Source organism: Kistimonas scapharcae (assembly GCF_039540975.1).
In the GTDB taxonomy this organism is placed as follows: domain Bacteria; phylum Pseudomonadota; class Gammaproteobacteria; order Pseudomonadales; family Endozoicomonadaceae; genus Kistimonas; species Kistimonas scapharcae.
This window is the reverse complement of sequence record NZ_BAABFL010000421.1, coordinates 1-18,462: the sequence shown is the minus strand read 5'-3', so window position 1 is coordinate 18,462 and position 18,462 is coordinate 1. Positions and strand designations below refer to the sequence as shown.

Sequence of the window (18,462 nt, the reverse complement as noted above, 5' to 3'; positions counted from 1 at the left end):
GCGCCGCCGGTCAGGGCATTGCCCACCGTCGTGCTGTCCGTGCCGGTCAGGGTGTCGTTGCCGCTGCCGCCGATCACGTTCTCTATGCTGGTAAATGAGTCACTGCCACCCGTACCATCATTACCTGTGCCGGCTTGCAGATTGACCGTGACATTCTGGGTGACACCATCATAAGTGACCGTATCCAACTCCGATCCGCCATCGAAGGTGTCACTTCCGGTTCCCCCCGAAAGTGTGTCATTGCCACCTTCACCGTAGAGCGTATCTGAACCGGCAGCACCGTTCAGAATGTCATCCCCACCACCACCAGACAGGACATTATCGACGTTATTGCCTGTCAGCGTGTCCCCATAAGAACCGGTTCCGGTAATGTTCTCAATATTTCGAAGGGTATCGGTTTCTGTATTTCCGGCATCCGTCGCCGTGCCATCGCCACTATCTGCCAGCGTCGCAATAACACCACGACCATAACCTGCGAAGGTGACAGTATCGGTATTACCGCCACCATCCAGCACATCATCACCGGCGCCACCGAAGAGCAGGTCATCACCATTGCCACCGATGAGGATATTGGCTTCCGAAGACCCACGGATATCATCGTTGCCCCCGCCGCCGGTCACATTCTCGATGAAGAGCAGCGTGTCTTCTCCACCATCGCCATCATCACTCGCCCGACCTACAGCAAGATCAACGGTAATCGCGTTACCGGCGTCGCTATAATCCGCCAGATCACCGGTGCCTGCGCCACCATCAAGAATGTCATCGCCAGCGCCACCGGCCAGCGTATCGTTATCGCCTTCACCTTTGAGCGTGTTGTCATTGGCGTCACCAGTGATAGTATCCTGGCCAGCGCTACCCGTGACGTTCTCAATGCCATACAGGAAGTCGCTGCCACCATCGCCATCATCACTGGCCAAACGCGCTGAAAGATCAACCGTGACATCGCTCGCCGCCAGTGAATAGCTGACCGTATCACTACCCTGGCTGATCGGATTGGTGCCCCCGGCTTCCGTTTCGCCATAGAAAATATCGTTACCCGCGCCGCCACGCATCAGGTCATCACCGGCATTACCGCTCAGGATATTGTTATCTGCATTACCGACCAGCGTGTCATTGTTGCTGCCGCCCGTCGCATTCTCAATATCGATCAGGGTATCGGTTCCGGCATCAATGCCGTTTGCGTTCGTCAGTGATCCGTCCAGCGCAACCGTGACAACACCGGTGCTGTTGGAATAATCAACCGTATCACCTTTGGTCTCACCGCCTTCACCGCCATTGAGGGTATTGCTGCCACCCCGTCCACGCAGGACATCATCACCGGCACCACCCAGGAGTTGATTATCGTCGCTATCGCCCAGCAGGTTGTCGTCACCACTTCCGCCCGTGATATTTTCAATGCTGATAAGCGTGTCATTACCACTGAGTACACTGCTGGCAAAGCCGGCTTCCAGATCGGCATTCAGGTCGGTCGAATCGGCACTGTAATCCGCAGTATCACCATTGGTTTCGCCGACGGTTCCACCATTCAGGGTGTCATTGCCACTGCCTCCGGTCAGCTGATCATCACCGGAGCCGCCTTCCAGGGTATCCGCGCCACCGGCGCCATCGAGGACATCATCACCCCCATTACCCGTTAGCGTATTGTCATCAACGTTACCGGTCAGCTGGTCATCACCGGAACCACCCATGACATTTTCAATACCGGAAATCGTATCCTGGCTGCCCGTGCCATCATTGGCGACAATCCCGCTGGTCAGGTCAACCTGAAGTGCAATGCTCGCGCTGCTGTAATCGGCTGTATCACCATTGGTTTCATTGCCTTCACCACCGATCAACTGATCCTGACCTGCACCACCGATCAGCGTATCGTCACCATCCCCACCATCCAGCACATCAACACCACCACCGCCGGAGAGCTGATCATCACCGGCATTACCACGCAGCTCATTACCTTCTGTGCCGGTCTCAGCTGCGGTGATCACGTCATCTCCGGCGCCGCCGGTCACATTTTCAATGCTGGTCAGGGTGTCGGTGTTATTGAAGCCATCATTACTGGCAAGATCGTTTTCCAGATCAACCGCGATATCACCGGTCACCTGGGAATAGTCGGCGGTATCACTCTCTGCCCCGCTTCCGCCATCGAAAGTATCACTGCCGTCGCCACCCACGAAGGTATCGCTGCCGGCACCGCCCTGCAGGGTATTGTCTGAGGCATTCCCAATGATCGTGTCATCGCCGCTGGAACCAATGACATTTTCAAGATTCAAAACGGTATCAGTACCCAGATCACCGTCCTGGGCCGTGCTGGCACCAATACCAAAGGCTGTCGTGTAATCGGTAGTGGAAAGGTTGACCGTCACATCGCCTGATGCACCACTGTAATCGACGGTATCACCGATCAAACCATGGTTGCCGCCATCCAGCGTATCATTACCTGCCCGGCCTATGAGCGTATCGTCGCCGCCGCCACCGCTGATAGTGTTATCATCTGCAGTGCCTTTCAGGGTATCGTCGCCGGAGCCGCCGGAGACATTTTCGATGGAAATGAGCGTGTCTTGACCGGAGGCTGTAACGACAGGGCTACCCGTATTATCCAGATCAACCGTGATGTCATCGGTTTCACTGGCATAACTGACGGTATCGCTCCCGCTCCCACCATCCAGCGTATTGGTTCCACCGCCGCCACCCAGTGTGTCGTCGCCATCCAGACCGAATATCTGGTTGTCTGACGCATCACCGAGCAGGATATCGCCCTGGGCGGCCAGATTGGTGCCCTCCAGGTTTTCGATGGAATCGATGGTGTCCGTACCACCCAGGCCATCATTGGAAATACGACCGTCACTCAGGTCAACATTGACCGCATTACTGAGACTGGCAAAACTGACGGTATCAATACCGTCACCACCGCGAAGCACATCATTACCGGCTCCGCCCTCCAGGGTATCGTTATCATCGCCCCCTTCAAGAATATCGTTTCCGGCGCCACCAATCAGTGTGTCATTACCAGTTCCCCCCAGTAACGTATCGTGCCCTTCACCACCGTTCAGCGTATCGTCGCCACGTCCGCTGCTCAGGACATTATCCAGATCATTACCGATGAGGGTGTCATTGCCATGATCTGTGATGACATTTTCAAAACCGGTCACTGTATCGGTACCGGTATTGACGCCGCCACCGTAACTCTTGTTGACGATGACAGGTCCTGTGCCATCCGGAGACCCGCTTAGATCCACCGTCATATCATCCGGCGTATCAAAAGCGCCGGTAACAGTCCCCACCATATCCAGCGTGTCGATACCGTCGCCGCCGTCCAGGGTATCGTTACCAAAACCGCCATGGATAGTGTCGTCATTCGTCCCCCCATCAATGACATCATCCCCCTGGTTGCCATTGATGGTGTCATTGCCGGAACCGCCATTGATCGTATCCGCGCCATCGCCACCGAATATTGTGTCATTGCCGTCTATACCGTTAAGGACGTTTGCCCCCAGGTCACCGACAATCTGGTCATCACCTGTACTGCCTGTCACGTTTTCAATATTGGTCAGTGTGTCGGTATCACCCGCGGTATCCGTCGCTGTATTCGTCGACAGGTTGACCTGGACAGGGCCGGTTTCATCACTGTAATCCACCGTATCGGTGTCGTTACCACCATCAAGGCTATCCGCACCAGCACCGCCTTTCAGCGTGTCATCACCGTCACCACCGAACAGGGTATCGTCATCACTTCCACCATCCAGATCATCGTTGCCGAATCCGCCATTCAGCGTATCCATTCCCACACCGCCAATCAGGGTGTCATCACCACTCAGACCATTCAGCGTGTCATCGCCCGCCAGACCGGTGAGTACGTTGGCGCCATTGTTATCCACATCGACGTATTCGCTACCGGTGATGGTATCGTCGTGAATCGTTCCGGTGACATTCTCAAAGTTGATGATGGTATCGGAGGTTCCGTAACCATCATCCATGACCGTACCCGACCCCAGACTGACAGTGACGCCACTCTCGGGCCCTACCGTATTGCCGAGATATTCATAACTGTACTGAACGGTATCTGAGCCTTCACCACCATCCAGGGTGTCATTTCCCACACCGCCGGAGATGATGTCGTCACCTCCGGCTGCATTAATCACGTCATCACCCACACCGGCATGAATGATGTCATCCTGATCACCACTGGTGATTTGATCACCGGTCGGGCTGGTATCCAGCACCAGCGGAGCCAGGCCTGTGGATGTCAGAACCAGATCATCAGGATCCGTGGCATCACGCAGGACAACCGGCATGCCGTAATCATTTTCCGAGCCATCCTTGAACACCACCCGGAAGGAGAGATCAACGATCTGGCTGTCTGACTGGGTGGGAAACTTCAGGGTAAATGCGGACAGGCTGGGCAGCAGCCAGCTGCCTTCTCCCTGATCGGAACCGCCGGACACCGCCCATCCATCTGGCATATTTTCAACGTAAATTGCTGCAATATCAGTGATGTTGGCGTCATTTTGCAGATTTAACACTTTACTGTTCTGGGTACTGCTGAACAGCGACGGATCATCACCGTAGATTTCCAGCGCATTGCTTTTGTTCAGTGAAATATCAGGCAAGCCACCGTCCAAACCATCCAGATCACCACCAAAATACTCCGTACCCAGATGCTGTTCAGGATCACTCTGACTGATGGAAGGATTGTTACCGCCCCCCCCAATAATCAGTTGGCCGGCCGACCGGGCGCCAACGTTGGTCACCGATACCGAGAATGAGATATCAATATTGGTTTCCGCAATGGAGGGTCCGACATCCTCCTCTGTAGCGGAGGATGTCGCCGAGCTTGAGGCTTCAAGGCTCTCGGTGAAGTCCCCTTCCCGGGGCTCCACCTCTTCTACCGGTTTTTGCTTGAATTCTTCATCATTCTTTTTGATATCCTTGCTGGCCTGGGACTGTTTCTTTGAGTCGGCAGCTTCACTGTAAGACCCATCGGCATCCGTCTGCCCAGAGGAACCCGGTGCTTCTTCCAGCTCATCCGAGTCACCCTCCAGCCCTTTCAGGGTGGAAATCGGCACATCTTCTGATTCAACAAAATTTGCTTTGGCAATAAATTCATCGCCGGTAATAACGGTGCCGTCAGCAAATTTAAATTCCAGGGGTTTTTCTGTTGCTGTCATGACCCCTGCTAACAGCAAGGTCACTTCAATACCACCGGGATAAATAAGAACAAAGTCAGGCCCCCTGACCTCCATTCTTATTTCATCAGGATTCACATCCAACAAATACTGGGTATCAGCCGCCGCAGGCTTGACTACCGATGTGGATAGCGCCTCGTAACGGACTTCTTCAACTTTGGTAGCGCTTCCCTGGCTTGACCCGGAAGCACCGGTGGTTTCTGACTGCTGATCACCACTGGCGCCGTTTTCATCGGCCATGGCAACATCCCTGTTTTATTCCTGACAGCGTCAGGAAAAGACACAAAAATCCGATCATTTATTAATTAAAAACAACAAATTATTAATTAAACCGACACAATTCCGTCAGAACACTTTATTGAGGAATGAATAGAACCCTGCAAACGCAGGTTATCTTAATAATTTATAGCCAGTTGTCGGCGCTAATTCAAAGAATCAACAAAACAAATAAAAAAATAAAAATAAAAAATAAAAACGAATTTTAATTAAAAAATTTTTTTTACTTATAATTTCTATAAGACAATCAAAAAAACAGGATCAGATTTTATCATGCCTATTAAATCACCCTCCTGGGGGGAGCCCGTTCCCTGGTTCTATGCCCATACGGTTTATAATCCACGCTTTGCCTTTTCCAGCCTTGGAGGCCGCTTTGTTGGCCTGGTTTTCCTGGGTAATTGTGCTGCACCACCGGTTATTCAATTTCTTAACGCGATAAAAACAGCAGATTTAACATCCAATGATGATCACAGCGTGCGTTTTGCTGTCACACTGAATCCCAAAGATCAGGAAAACCGTCTTGCCCTGGATGCTTTTCCCAAGCAGCGTATTTTCTATGACAAGGATGCCAGTATTGCGAGGGAATATGGCGCTTTAGGTTATGACACGGTCGAAGGCAAGGATGTGTTCTATCCCTACTGGCTGGTACTGGATCCAACGCTGCGTGTTTTTGCCAAGGGCAGCATTGATCAACCGGAAGATTTCATTGATACCCTGCGTAGCCTGCCGGATCCCGCCCACCATGTTTCCTCCAATATTGAGCTCTGGGCCCCTGTCCTGCTCGTTCCAAGAATTCTGGAGGATGACCTCTGCCAAACCCTGATGCAGTATTACCACGACGGCCAGCCTGAACCGTCCGGTTTTATGCGTACTGTCGATGGCAAAACCCTTGAGTTGCAGGATTCCGGTGTCAAACGCCGCTCGGATATCAATATTGACGATGAATCACTGCAGGATGCCCTGAAATACCGGATCAGAACCCGGCTGGTGCCTGAGATCACCAAAGCTTTCCAGTTCCAGGCAACACGGATTGAACGCTATATCGTCGCCTGCTACGACAGCAGTGATGCTGGCTTTTTCAAGGAACACCGTGACAACACGACCAAGGGAACAGCGCATCGCCGCTTTGCCATCAGCATTAACCTCAACAGTGAAGACTACGACGGCGGTGAACTTTGGTTCCCGGAGTACGGGAACCGCCGCTACAAGGCGCCCACTGGGGGCGCCATCGTATTTTCCTGTTCTCTGATGCATGCCGCCACACCGGTGACACGAGGCACCCGATATGTCACCCTGCCGTTTCTCTATGACGATGCCGCCGCTAAAATACGGGAAGCCAACAACTGCTTTCTGGGTGACGGTGTCGAACCCTACCGTTGTGATGATCAAAGTGATGACTGGGATCAACAGGTACAATAAACGACACTAGATATTAAATAGAAAAGGCCCTTTCCTCTTTGTTGAGGAAAGGGCCTTTTCTTGGCGCGTATTAATTGACAACACTGTCCGGAGGAAACGCCTTCAACGTTTCCTGAACTGCTTCCTGAATGAAGGCTGTTCTTTTTTCCGGTGAGGATTTTTCAGGCAATCGTCGTTTAGCAACACCTCGCCAGATCAGCTGGCGACTGCTCGGCTCAATAATATCCAGCGTCAGCTGACCTTCCTCATAATCCCGAACCCGGGTTTCCGTTCTGGCGCCCATGGTCCATGGCAACGTATGGTAGCCCATGCCAACGGTGACATGGGTTTCATCCCGCCGCGTCTTGCTTCCAGTGAAGTAGTGAATCAGGAAATCAGCCTCATCAGGACTCACCTGCTCGTAGCCCTGTGCTGCCAGTGTATGGTCTACCGCCGCTCTGATGCGACGGTCCTGCAAACTATCTTTGTCATAATCACCCTTGTTATCTGCCTGAGGCAGCCATGCATAGCGTGATAACGACGTATATTGATAGCCGGGATCAAAATCACGATCCACTTTTATGCTGGAACAGGCCACCAGAACCAGTGACAGAAGTAGAAACATAAACGTTTGTATTGGTTTCATCATCCCATCCTTCATTCGCCTGCACCCTAACCACTATATGTAAATAGTCGTTTAAAAGGCATCGTTTTTACGGCTTGCTGACATCCACTTGCCATACTGTAAGGCGCCATTATCATTGAGGGCAGCCTCGGTGACAGATACGACAACTGTCATCAAACAATGACACTGATGCAGTACTTCATGTCTGACATATCCCCCTTTTTTATTCCGGAAAACACGGTTTGCCTGGAAGACGTCATCAAGAAGAGTCGCTTCCTGACATATCTTGCCCACACTCCGGGCCGAGAAGCGGCATTGGCATACATTCGCCAGATCAAAGCCGAACATCCCGCTGCCCGTCATCACTGTTCAGCGTTTATTGCCGGTAACCCCGGTGATGGACAGCAATGGGGGTTCAGTGATGACGGAGAACCCAGCGGAACCGCAGGCAAGCCGATGCTGGCACAGTTACAGGGTTCCGGGCTGGGTGAAGTCTGTGCAGTGGTGGTACGTTATTCCGGCGGCATTAAACTGGGCACAGGAGGTCTGGTCAAAGCCTATGGCGGCGGTGTTGCCGATGCACTCAGGCAGCTACAGAGTCGAGAGAAAATACCCCAGTATACGTTTTCCCTGCAGTGCGAATACGGCACGCTGAAAACCGTTGAGTATCTACTGGCGCAATATTCCGGCGTTATTGAGGAGCGCCTCTACACCGAGATCATCATATTGCGCTGCTCTCTCGATGCCCGCTGTTACAACGCCTTCTGCCAGCAGCTACTGCAAGCCAGCGATGGGCAACTGCAACCACAAAAATGATAATGTCAGCCAATTAACCTGATAGAGAACGTGCCAGTTCCAGCAGATTATCAACAATTGTCCGGGTCTGTTTCGCAACGACCATCGGTGCAAGGTTTACCTGATAATCCTGATATCGACCACGAATGTAACGCCAGCGCTGGCTTACAGGCTTTAACTGTTCTGACGACACCCCAGCCTGACTCAGCTGCTGCAACGCCTGATCCATATCGTCCGCCAGAAGGTTGAGATCGCGGTCAAAATAACCGTCCTGATCCAGCGTATGTAAAGCACCAATGTAAGCGCGGGCCGTATAACGTGCCGCCATATACTGGATCCGCACGGCCTGCTGGTAAAGCAGCTGCTGTTCTGGTGTCGAAGAGAGGCTTGTCGCTATACCTTCAAGAAGGGCATCCAATTCACGAAGCTGTTCCGTATACGTCAGGTTGAAGTCCCACTCGAAATCCTGTTCATGCAAATCCAGCGCTGCCGCATCAGCCACTTTACGCTCATATGCAGGCCATAATGCCTTCAATGCGTCGCGCTGCTCATCTGAAATGCCGGAACTCTCAGCAGACACGATCTGCTCCAGCAAGCGTGTTGCCTGCTGCAATTCCGCCTGCACGCTCTGCTGATCAACGGCCAGTCCCAACTCGCCCCGCTGAACAAAGAGATCACTGCCGATTCGAAATACCTGCATATGCAGCTGGCGAACCGTATCCAGCACCGTAACATCTGCTCGTACAGACGTTACAACACACAGACAAGCGCATATCAGTAACCGACCGGTAAACCATCTGGTGAGACCCTTCACAACAACCCCCATTACTTATTCTTGTTTACATCCCTGGCGGGTGAATTGTCAGGTGGAGATTTTAACGGGAGTTCCCAACGATGTCTTGCCAGAGCCCTGCATGGGTTAACATTTTGATGACATCACCCCTGTCTTTTTGCCAGACGTTTTCGGATTACCTCAAAATATTGTTCACGGATACTTTCGATTTCATTGGCCAGATGGTGGCAACCGTCGGGGATGAGGAAAACATCCGGGTTTGTGTACAACCGCTTCAATACCTTCAGGTTATGCTGCCAATTGACCGTTTTATCGCGTTGTCCCTGGATAATCAGCGGCGAACAAGGACAGGGTTTCCGAAACGATTCGATACGCCGTATCCACTGGTGCAGAGCCCCGACCCACTCAACCGGCAGGATATTGGATTGCAAAGGGTCGTTGGCCAGAAACTCAAGAAATGCCTGATCATTGGAGTTATTGGAACGGGAACGCGGCACCGACGACACAAATGTACGCAGCAGGAAATATTGCACTAACCCCATACGCCAGAGCATCGGACGCACCAGTGGCGCCATCAGGAAAACATCGGCAATATCGTAGCGTTCCATCAGCTCCGGGTAGTTCACCAGCGTATCGGTGATAATGGCGCCACCGGTACTCTGTCCCTGCAGGTACCAGGGACCGGGCAGCTTGCCCCTGGCCCACTCAAGACAGTGACGAAACACCATGGAGTAACGGCTGAAACAGTCAATACTGGCAATTGAGCCAGAGGACAGCCCATGCCCCGGCAGGTCATGGATTATCACGGCGTACCCTTCCTCCAGCCAGAAACGGACAAGATGACCGTACAGGCCGGCGTGGTCATAATAGCCATGCACAAGGAGCACGGTACCCACCGGATGCTCCGGACGCCATACATGGGTAGCCAGCTTATAGCCATCCACTTCCAGAAAGCCAATATCATGCTGAACACCCGGCAGGAAGTGTTCCGGCGACATCGCGTAGAAATCCAGATACGCCCGGAGGTCAGCATCGGGTTCTAACGCACTTCCCAGCTCCAGCGCAGGCAGGGAAGATTTAAGGTTTTCTATAATCTGCCGGTTCAAATCCGTTCGTCCATTCAACACGTTCAAAAAGGCAATTATACGGAGTATTGCCCAATCTGCTTACAATACAGCACGACAAAGCGTTTTCCTGTCGTCATTATTATTGTCTGATACCACACTCCGACTAACGTACCATAGCGGATGGTCTTATAGCCGACCGGCCAGAATCGCCTTAAAGTAATATCCAGAGGCTGCCCGCCTTCACTGCCCTGTGATTCTTCAACCCTGATGAACCGGGTGGGCGGCTTCATTCCTTTATTCCGGCATACTGTTCAGACGCAACAGTCTGTACCCGCCAGCCCTCTATTTTTTAGTTATCGACTCAATCAGGTTGCGATTCAACTGCATATTTTCCCCAGCCTCCGTGGTGAACTGGTAAAAACCGGAATCCTCATCGTAATGCGGCATGTTTCTTGTGATGATTTCACGACCATCATTCAGCTTGATCACATGGGGGGAAGAACAGCCACTCACCACCAGACAGGCGAGCATGACAGCAGGCGGCACAAGACCAGTCAATGGACGAAACATCGCGACAACTCCGAAAATCGACGTTCAGAGCATAGTCAGCAAAAAGAATTCCGCCATAAAACCAGAAAGGGCGACCTTATGGCCGCCCTTTCTTTGAAGATCAGGAAATCTTCGGATCCAGATCACCGCTGGCATAACGCTCAAACATCACGTCCAGGCTGACCGGCTTGATCTTGCTGGCATTACCAGCCGTACCAAACGCTTCATAGCGTGCCACACAGATATCCGCCATCGCCTTGATGGTTTCATTCAGATATTTACGCGGATCGAACTCCGCTTTGTTATGCGCCAGGAAGCGACGGATCGCGCCAGTGGACGCCAGGCGCAGATCAGTATCAATATTCACCTTGCGAACACCATGCTTGATGCCTTCCTGGATCTGTTCAACCGGTACACCGTAGGTTTCCGGAATCTCGCCACCGTATTCGTTGATAATGGCCAGCCACTCCTGCGGTACGCTGGAAGAACCGTGCATAACCAGGTGAGTATCCGGAATACGCTCATGGATCGCCTTGATACGGTCAATGGCCAGGATGTCGCCAGTGGGCGGACGGGTGAACTTGTAAGCACCATGGCTGGTACCACAGGCAATGGCCAGGGCATCCACACCGGTCAGCTTGACGAATTCCGCCGCTTCATCGGGATCGGTCAGCAGCTGGTCGTGGCTCAGGGTGCCTTCAGCGCCAACACCGTCTTCTTCACCGGCCTGGCCGGTTTCCAGGGAGCCCAGGCAGCCCAGCTCACCTTCCACAGAGACACCGCAGGCATGCGCCATTTCGACAGTGCGACGGGTCACTGCCACGTTATAGTCCCAGTCAGACGGGGTCTTGCCGTCCGCTCTCAGGGAACCGTCCATCATGACAGAGCTGAAGCCCAGTTGGATGGAACGCTGGCAGACATCTGGCGATGTGCCGTGATCCTGATGCATCACCACGGGGATATGAGGGAACTCTTCAATTGCCGCCAGGATCAGATGGCGCAGGAAAGGTGCACCGGCATACTTACGGGCACCGGCCGAAGCCTGAACAATGACCGGGCTGTCGGTCTGGTCCGCCGCCATCATGATGGCGCGCATCTGCTCCAGGTTGTTGACGTTGAAAGCCGGTACGCCGTAACCGTGCTCGGCGGCGTGGTCCAGCATCTGGCGCATGCTGATCAAAGCCATGACTGATCCTCATCATTGGAATTTGGGACAGTACCCGCACTATCTCCGGCACCATACTTACGCGAGTCAGGGTATCCGGTCATCTGCGGTAGGATAAATGCGGTGAGAGTGTATGACAGATTGGCGCAGGTTGAAATGGTGCATAACCCGAACACGCACGACATCCTTGTCAGCGAAGACAGCTTTATTGACTCAGCCCCAGACGCAGGGAACTCTCGATTTATGATCGACTCTATATACCCATGATTACACTTTGAATCCACACCACCGGAGCCTGCCAGGGAGGATACGCAGGTGAAAAATCACTCAGCTTATTTGATATTGACATAGTCTGTGGCGATAAAAACGCAATTGAAGCGTCCATCTTGCATTTCGCCGATTACCAGCACAAACCGCAGGCAGCCAAAATAGACTATGAAATGCAGCCTATAGGCACAGGAAACTTTGCAAATATTCTTCTCTATCGTCACATGGATGCAAATGAGCAGAGAGACGATGAACGGCTCGAAAAATTCAGTTGCGCGTTTAAATTTGCAAAAGAGCCATGGGAAGAAAGCCAGATAATCAACGAACTCACATTATTAAGAGAAATACGTGACCCCGAGAATATCCTAAAACTATTCGGCTCATTCACACACTCCCAAAAAACGGTATTAGTTTTTGAGAGGTGCCAGCAAAGTCTGCAGAATCTCTTAGATTATGGAAATCTGACAGAGCATCAAGGAAGGGGCGTCGGAAGAGATATCGCTAACGGGTTAACTTACTTACAGAAAAAAGGCATTGTCCTTTGTGACTTAAAGCCAGACAACGTGCTGGAATACAAGGAAAACTGGTGGAAAGTATGTGATCTTGGACTTTCACAGCGTCAAGGGGATCATTCGCTTGAATACAAAGGGAAACTGGAATACATGGCACCAGAATCAATGCAACAGCTTTCATACACATGCTATTCCGACTGGTTCTCTTTTGGCATATTGCTCATGGAGATAGCAATACACCCAGAAAAAATCAAAGAGCTATCTCCTTATCCAGAGAAACCAGAAGAATTTATTGAATACCTGAATTTCCAAAACGATGAAGAGAAAAAAACATTTATTGAAGAAACTTTGCGAGACTATATGAATAATTTAAAAACTCAAAAACCTGATCAGAGGAGCATTGACGATATTCTCCAAAGTACACCTAAGAAACTCAACCTGGCTTATGTTTCAGATATATCAATACTCATAAAAGAAGTCAGCACCAACTGGAAAGAAGAATTCCTTATTCTCGCTTTCGCAGAAATACAGGACAAAGCAACAGATCGCCTTCACCCAAAACACATTGTTCGTTATCAACAGGCCGCATTGGATAAAATGAACCGGGAGCATGGAGAGGTACGGCATTACCGCCGCTGTGTGCCGCAATGCTGCATTGTTCAATAACGAAGATGTTGGTTGTGTATAAAACAGCAACGGATAATTAACAGTATCCGTTGCTGTCACTCAATGACCGGTAGCTTAATTCGCTCGCTTTTCCAGCATTGCAACCGCCGGCAACATTTTACCTTCTACATACTCAAGGAACGCACCGCCACCTGTAGAGATGTAGGATACCTTGTCCTTGATGCCATATTTATCGACAGCAGCCAATGTGTCGCCGCCACCCGCAATGGAAAATGCCGGGGACTCAGCAATCGACAGAGACATCGCCTTGGTGCCTTCACCAAACTGGTCAAACTCAAACACGCCGACCGGGCCGTTCCAGATGATGGTACGGGCATCCTTGAGAATATTGGCGAACAGCTCACGGGTCTGCGGGCCAATATCGAAGATCATGTCATCATCCGCGACATCATCCACCAATTTGATGGTGGCTTCTGCATCTTCACTGAATGCCTTACCAACAACAACATCGAGGGGCAGGGGAATATTGACCTTTTCCAGCAGGGCTTTGGCCTGGGGAATCATGTCATGCTCGCAGAGGGACTTACCCACAGCATAACCGGCTGCCGCCAGGAAGGTGTTAGCGATACCACCACCAACAATCAGCTGGTCACAGACATCAGACAGAGATTCCAGTACCGTCAGTTTGGTAGACACCTTGGAGCCGCCAACAATCGCGGTCATGGGCCGTTCAGGGTTACCCAGCGCACGAGACAGGGCATCCAGCTCAGCCACCAGCAGCGGACCGGCGCAGGCAACCGGCGCGTAAAGGCCGACACCGTGGGTTGAGGCCTGGGCACGGTGCGCAGTACCAAAGGCATCCATCACGTAGATATCGCAGAGGGCTGCCATCTTGCGAGCCAGTGCTTCGTCGTCTTTCTTTTCGCCCGGGTTAAAGCGAACGTTCTCAAGAATCACCAGGCTACCGTCATCCACGGTGAAACCACCCTTGATCCAGTCTCGGATCAGCGGTACGTCACAGCCAAGCTTTTCGCTGATGTAGTCCGCCACCGGCTGCAGGGAGAATTCAGGGTCATACTCGCCTTCTACAGGACGCCCCAGGTGGGAGGTCACCATAACCTTGGCGCCAGCCTTCAGGGCATGCTCAATGGTGGGCAACGAGGCAAGGATACGGGCATCGCTGGTTACCCGTCCTTCTTTTACAGGAACATTGAGGTCCTCACGGATCAGAACGCGTTTACCTCTCAGATCCAGATCGGTCATCTTCAGAACGGTCATCTCAGGCTTCCTTACGACAGCTTCTGACAAGCCGGCTCAGACATTCGCCGGAAAGGCACGGACATTACCACAAGCGTACGCCGGCGGTCATGTTTCAGGATCAGTAAACCATAGCCTTTCTGCGGCATTATCACGATAACAACCCGGTTCATACCTGCCGACAGGCGACAACAGGCGTCTTGAACTATCTTTTCCCTGACATCCGCTGTCGATGGTCAAATGACCAATGAGAGGTACATCCCATGGCATCTACCTGGGTACTGGTCGCTGATAACAGCGCAGCCAGAGTTTATGATTTTGACCGGCATAAAAAGACGTTGACGTTAATTGACGAGGTTGAGCACGAAGAGGGCAGGTGGAAGAACCAGGCCTTTGTCTCTTCAGGGCCAGGACACACCATTACATCGTCAGGCAGTCACACCAGCCGTGCCGTAGGTACTGACGCTTCCCCGAAAGCCCATGAATCCCATAACTTTGCCCACATGATCGGCACCAGCATAAACCATGCTTTTGATCTTCACCGCTTTGACACCATCAACCTGTGCGCTCCCCCCAAGCTACTGGGCGAAATCCTGCCGGAAATCAGCAAGAATGTGCCGCAGGGCGGGCACATCAACAAAGATCTGGTGAAGGAAAGTGACAGTGCCATTATCGATCACCTTCTGGCACAGTTAGAAACCAGTTAATTCTGAGCACGGGCGGTAATCACGATGAATCGTTACAAAGAATCGGAAGAGCTGGGCATCGAGTTCCAGTAAAGACGCCACATTATCCAAGCAGGATAAGCAGGCTTTCCTTAGCCGGCTTCATCAATTGCCTTGAAACCACCAAGCACTGGCATGAGTCGGCGTATTACGATGAGCAGGGCAAGCTCAAGGTCGATTAACCTTATTAAGGCCAGAACAGATTTACTGTTCTGGCTTGATTTCTGGCCGCTCTACATCCACCAGAAAATCACCACTGAGCCAGTTACGTCCCAGCAGGAGAGGATAGGTCATGCTATCCCGGTTATTGAGGTTGACTTCAACCGGTTTACTCTGCCCCTGAAACGCGAGATTCATTTCAACCACATAACGCATTTTGGCGCCGTGAGAGCTTCTAACCATCACGATATCCACAATTTCTGCATCGGCTTCGATGACCTTGCCAGACTCGTTCGATGTTTTGAAATGGATCGTCTTGCCTACATTATCCTCCATGATCGGAGCCGGATCCTGAACGGCCATATCCCAAGCATGAAGTGAAACTTTTGTGGCCCCTGTATCCACCCGGGCAAGGTAGGTCAGACCGGTTTCCTCTATCGAAATATACTCCACCGGCCCAACAACCTGCTTATTGCTGAATGGTCCGGAAACCGATGAGCACGCTGCCAGCGTTAGAGATAGAAAAACCAGTAACCACCGCTGCATAAATACCCCCAGATGTAGATAGATGAAAGGCTAGCGTTGTTGAATCACACAGAATCATAGCTGGTTTTCATCATATATTGCCTGACACCGTTGTCAGCCAGCCTAACGCCTTCCAAGCCATACACGACTGACATCCAGCATACGGTTGGCAAATCCCCATTCATTATCAAACCAGCAGAGCATTTTCACCATGCGTCCGCCACTGACGTGGGTCTGGGTCCCATCCACAATCCCTGATCGGCTGTCGTGGTTAAAATCCACCGACGCATGAGGCTCTTCAGTATAACCAAGCAAACCCTGTAGACGTCCACTGCCTGAAGCCTGCCTGAATATGCCGTTGATCATTTCAACCGTTACATTGCTCTTGAGGTTAACAGTTAGATCCATGGCAGATACATTGATGGTTGGTACGCGCAGGGAAAGTGCCTCAAAACGGCCAGAAAGCGAGGGTAAAAGACGGTCAATCCCTAACGCCAATCCGGTATCCACCGGAATGATTGACTGCAGTGCACTGCGCGTTAGTCGCAGATCGGCATGATGGTAGGCGTCAATCACCGGCTGGTCGTTCATGGCAGAATGAATCGTCGTGATCATGCCATGCTCAATACCGAACGCCTGATCCAGAAGATGCAACACCGGCACAATGCAGTTCGTAGTGCAGGAAGCATTGGAGACAATTCGATGTGCTGGGCTCAGCTCTTCATGATTGAGTCCATACACAATCGTGGCATCGACATCTGTCTGGGCGGGGTGAGAAAAGAGCAGCCGACCGGCACCGGCGGCCAGATGCCGCTGAGCCGTATCACGATCTTTGAAAGAGCCTGAACACTCCAGCACCAGATCAATTTCCAGCTCCCGCCAGGGCAACCGTTCAGGATCCGGCTCATTAAGCACCAGAATGTGATCGCCGTTGATCTGCAGGTAGTCATCCTCATGGCTCACCTGCTCTGGAAACCGACCATGGGTCGTGTCATAGCGGGTTAGGTAGGCCAGGGTGGCGATATCTGCCAGTTCATTAATGGCAACAACCTGGAAATGCTCACGATAGCGGCACTCATAGAGCGCCCGCATCACACTCTGGCCAATACGCCCATACCCATTGATTGCCAGTCTGAACGCCATACCTGCCCGTACCCATTACTCCAAAAATACCGGCTGGAGTATATCACGAGGTTATCAGCAGCTATTTTCAAAAAGCTTTTTTCTCAGCAATACTGCCGACAGACCATAAATGGACAGAGAAAACCGGGCAGGGCGATCAATGGCAGATTCTCTCTATGAACGGCTGGGTGGCCATTCCACAGTGTTTGAAGCCATGCATCGGCTTTATGAAAAAATGCAAAATGATCCTGCGATCAGTCACTACTTTGATAGCATGGATATCGTAAGCCTGACCCGTAAGCAGGTTTCTTTCATGACCCAGGTTTTTGGGGGACAGCCGCCGGAAGAGACCCGTTCGCTGAACGAAATTCATGAGAACCTGAATATATCAAACCATGAGTTTAATGTACTTGTGGGACTCCTGCGGGAAACGCTGACAGAGATTGGTGTCGAAGTGGCTATTCAGCACGAGGTACTGGCCATTATTGAAGATGGTCGAGATGACATAGTCCAGATACACAATGAGTAAATACTTATTAACTCAAAAATTGTTCGTTATAGGCTCCCTAATAGAAGAGCCAGATCATCAAAAGACTGATGATCTGGCTCTTTGATTATCGACTCTTGATTCGTTTATATGTTTGAAATAGATTCTTCACTTGCCAAAGGCGCGGCTACCTGACTATTAACTGAATGAATAGACCGATCATCTCCCGCCGCTTCACAGGCTTGTTTTGGTTCTGTGCTCTGAATATAAAGCAATAAAAAACGTAAAAAACGCTCCAAGTAAGGAGCGTTCAGTTTACCTTCATCCAGTGCTGATTGAATACTTTCAGCATATGCGGTTACACGTATATCACTGCAGTCTGAGCTCTTTCCAAGACAGCTAATATCGAGGCCAGCAGTTTCACCTTTGTTATTCTCACAATAAACCCTTGATAGAGCAGCAAGAAAATCATGATTAACCAAATAAGAAGAGGTAATGTTCCCATCAACATTTGCGCACGCTTTAATCTTATCAAATTGAGCTGGAGTAACACCCAGCACATCATACTCAAGAGACAGATCCGTTGCTTTCAAAAAAGTAGTCACCGTGGATAGAATCACTTTTCTTGCTTCTTCAGTTGCATTGTTATGCCTGTCTACAAATATGGTTTCAATTCGTTGACAACATTTAAATGCTAACCGACCGAGCATGAAGCCCGCTCCCGTTCCCAACCCCAAACTAAATGAGAGCGCCCCTTGAGCTCCATCATCGTAATCGCTAACCAATTCCAAGAACCCATAATAAATCGGGGTGGAAACAGCGGCACCCAGTATTAACGGAGTAAAAAATATTTTGTAAGTACTCAAAAACCGGTACATAAGGCGATTTCACGTTCTGCCGCCTAAGCTCATCCCCATGTTCCCATTACCGCCT

General features: G+C 51.2%; 16 protein-coding genes. 5 read left to right on the top strand and 11 right to left on the bottom strand.

Annotated features, from left to right (window positions below):
- A partial coding sequence (locus ABD892_RS16625; protein ID WP_345197052.1) for a beta strand repeat-containing protein occupies positions 1–5,420 on the bottom strand: 5,420 nt, incomplete at its 3' end.
- A gap of 309 nt (positions 5,421–5,729) precedes the next feature.
- On the opposite strand from ABD892_RS16625, the gene ABD892_RS16620 reads away from it, so the two are divergent.
- Entirely contained in the window at positions 5,730–6,875 is a 1,146-nt protein-coding gene (locus ABD892_RS16620; RefSeq protein WP_345197051.1) for a 2OG-Fe(II) oxygenase, read from the top strand.
- Between the two features lie 70 nt (positions 6,876–6,945).
- On the opposite strand, the gene ABD892_RS16615 is transcribed toward ABD892_RS16620, so the two are convergent.
- On the bottom strand, positions 6,946–7,500 hold the full coding sequence (locus ABD892_RS16615) for a DUF4136 domain-containing protein (protein WP_345197050.1): 555 nt from the start codon (positions 7,498–7,500) through the stop codon (positions 6,946–6,948).
- Between the two features lie 180 nt (positions 7,501–7,680).
- Here ABD892_RS16615 and ABD892_RS16610 point away from each other — a divergent pair, with 180 nt between their 5' ends.
- Positions 7,681–8,295 (top strand): YigZ family protein, encoded by a 615-nt coding sequence (locus tag ABD892_RS16610; RefSeq protein ID WP_345197049.1) that lies wholly within the window; start codon positions 7,681–7,683, stop codon positions 8,293–8,295.
- A gap of 13 nt (positions 8,296–8,308) precedes the next feature.
- Here ABD892_RS16610 and ABD892_RS16605 read toward each other — a convergent pair whose 3' ends face one another.
- From ABD892_RS16605 to fba, 5 genes are all read right to left on the bottom strand, one after another.
- Complete coding sequence (locus tag ABD892_RS16605; protein WP_345197048.1) at positions 8,309–9,001, bottom strand: hypothetical protein; 693 nt, start codon at positions 8,999–9,001, stop codon at positions 8,309–8,311.
- A 209-nt stretch (positions 9,002–9,210) separates the two neighbouring features.
- Positions 9,211–10,173 (bottom strand): alpha/beta hydrolase, encoded by a 963-nt coding sequence (locus tag ABD892_RS16600; RefSeq protein ID WP_345197047.1) that lies wholly within the window; start codon positions 10,171–10,173, stop codon positions 9,211–9,213.
- 35 nt (positions 10,174–10,208) lie between these two features.
- Entirely contained in the window at positions 10,209–10,424 is a 216-nt protein-coding gene (locus ABD892_RS16595; RefSeq protein ID WP_345197046.1) for a hypothetical protein, read from the bottom strand.
- Positions 10,425–10,476: 52 nt separating this feature from the next.
- Positions 10,477–10,704 carry a YgdI/YgdR family lipoprotein gene (locus ABD892_RS16590; RefSeq protein WP_345197045.1) on the bottom strand — a complete coding sequence of 76 codons (228 nt, stop codon included), beginning with the start codon at positions 10,702–10,704 and terminating at the stop codon, positions 10,477–10,479.
- A gap of 100 nt (positions 10,705–10,804) precedes the next feature.
- On the bottom strand, positions 10,805–11,869 hold the full coding sequence (gene fba / locus ABD892_RS16585) for a class II fructose-bisphosphate aldolase (RefSeq protein WP_345197044.1): 1,065 nt from the start codon (positions 11,867–11,869) through the stop codon (positions 10,805–10,807).
- A gap of 365 nt (positions 11,870–12,234) precedes the next feature.
- Between fba and ABD892_RS16580 the strand changes: the two genes are divergently transcribed.
- Positions 12,235–13,293: a protein kinase domain-containing protein gene (locus tag ABD892_RS16580; protein WP_345197043.1), complete on the top strand. Its 1,059-nt coding sequence runs from the start codon at positions 12,235–12,237 to the stop codon at positions 13,291–13,293.
- A gap of 75 nt (positions 13,294–13,368) precedes the next feature.
- Here ABD892_RS16580 and ABD892_RS16575 read toward each other — a convergent pair whose 3' ends face one another.
- Entirely contained in the window at positions 13,369–14,532 is a 1,164-nt protein-coding gene (locus ABD892_RS16575; RefSeq protein WP_345197042.1) for a phosphoglycerate kinase, read from the bottom strand.
- A gap of 242 nt (positions 14,533–14,774) precedes the next feature.
- Between ABD892_RS16575 and ABD892_RS16570 the strand changes: the two genes are divergently transcribed.
- Positions 14,775–15,218: a host attachment protein gene (locus ABD892_RS16570; RefSeq protein ID WP_345197041.1), complete on the top strand. Its 444-nt coding sequence runs from the start codon at positions 14,775–14,777 to the stop codon at positions 15,216–15,218.
- A gap of 222 nt (positions 15,219–15,440) precedes the next feature.
- On the opposite strand, the gene ABD892_RS16565 is transcribed toward ABD892_RS16570, so the two are convergent.
- Both ABD892_RS16565 and ABD892_RS16560 read right to left on the bottom strand, forming a co-directional pair.
- Positions 15,441–15,941 carry an ATP-dependent zinc protease family protein gene (locus ABD892_RS16565; RefSeq protein ID WP_345197040.1) on the bottom strand — a complete coding sequence of 167 codons (501 nt, stop codon included), beginning with the start codon at positions 15,939–15,941 and terminating at the stop codon, positions 15,441–15,443.
- 102 nt (positions 15,942–16,043) lie between these two features.
- Positions 16,044–17,063: a type I glyceraldehyde-3-phosphate dehydrogenase gene (locus tag ABD892_RS16560; protein ID WP_345197039.1), complete on the bottom strand. Its 1,020-nt coding sequence runs from the start codon at positions 17,061–17,063 to the stop codon at positions 16,044–16,046.
- Positions 17,064–17,202: 139 nt separating this feature from the next.
- Between ABD892_RS16560 and ABD892_RS16555 the strand changes: the two genes are divergently transcribed.
- Complete coding sequence (locus ABD892_RS16555) at positions 17,203–17,571, top strand: group I truncated hemoglobin (protein ID WP_345197038.1); 369 nt, start codon at positions 17,203–17,205, stop codon at positions 17,569–17,571.
- A 104-nt stretch (positions 17,572–17,675) separates the two neighbouring features.
- Here ABD892_RS16555 and ABD892_RS16550 read toward each other — a convergent pair whose 3' ends face one another.
- The gene (locus ABD892_RS16550; RefSeq protein WP_345197037.1) at positions 17,676–18,395 is read right to left on the bottom strand and encodes a hypothetical protein; all 720 of its coding nucleotides are present in this window, start codon (positions 18,393–18,395) and stop codon (positions 17,676–17,678) included.
- Positions 18,396–18,462 lie beyond the last annotated feature (67 nt).

Excerpts from the sequence above, each read along its gene's own strand:
- ABD892_RS16615 (WP_345197050.1), bottom strand. The coding sequence starts at position 7,500 with ATGAAACCAATACAAACGTTTATGTTTCTACTTCTGTCACTGGTTCTG.
- ABD892_RS16590 (WP_345197045.1), bottom strand. The coding sequence starts at position 10,704 with ATGTTTCGTCCATTGACTGGTCTTGTGCCGCCTGCTGTCATGCTCGCC.
- fba (WP_345197044.1), bottom strand. The coding sequence starts at position 11,869 with ATGGCTTTGATCAGCATGCGCCAGATGCTGGACCACGCCGCCGAGCAC.
- ABD892_RS16565 (WP_345197040.1), bottom strand. The coding sequence starts at position 15,941 with ATGCAGCGGTGGTTACTGGTTTTTCTATCTCTAACGCTGGCAGCGTGC.
- ABD892_RS16575 (WP_345197042.1), bottom strand. The coding sequence starts at position 14,532 with ATGACCGTTCTGAAGATGACCGATCTGGATCTGAGAGGTAAACGCGTT.
- ABD892_RS16620 (WP_345197051.1), top strand. The coding sequence starts at position 5,730 with ATGCCTATTAAATCACCCTCCTGGGGGGAGCCCGTTCCCTGGTTCTAT.
- ABD892_RS16610 (WP_345197049.1), top strand. The coding sequence starts at position 7,681 with ATGTCTGACATATCCCCCTTTTTTATTCCGGAAAACACGGTTTGCCTG.
- ABD892_RS16570 (WP_345197041.1), top strand. The coding sequence starts at position 14,775 with ATGGCATCTACCTGGGTACTGGTCGCTGATAACAGCGCAGCCAGAGTT.
- ABD892_RS16555 (WP_345197038.1), top strand. The coding sequence starts at position 17,203 with ATGGCAGATTCTCTCTATGAACGGCTGGGTGGCCATTCCACAGTGTTT.
- ABD892_RS16560 (WP_345197039.1), bottom strand. The coding sequence starts at position 17,063 with ATGGCGTTCAGACTGGCAATCAATGGGTATGGGCGTATTGGCCAGAGT.
- ABD892_RS16595 (WP_345197046.1), bottom strand. The coding sequence starts at position 10,424 with ATGAAGCCGCCCACCCGGTTCATCAGGGTTGAAGAATCACAGGGCAGT.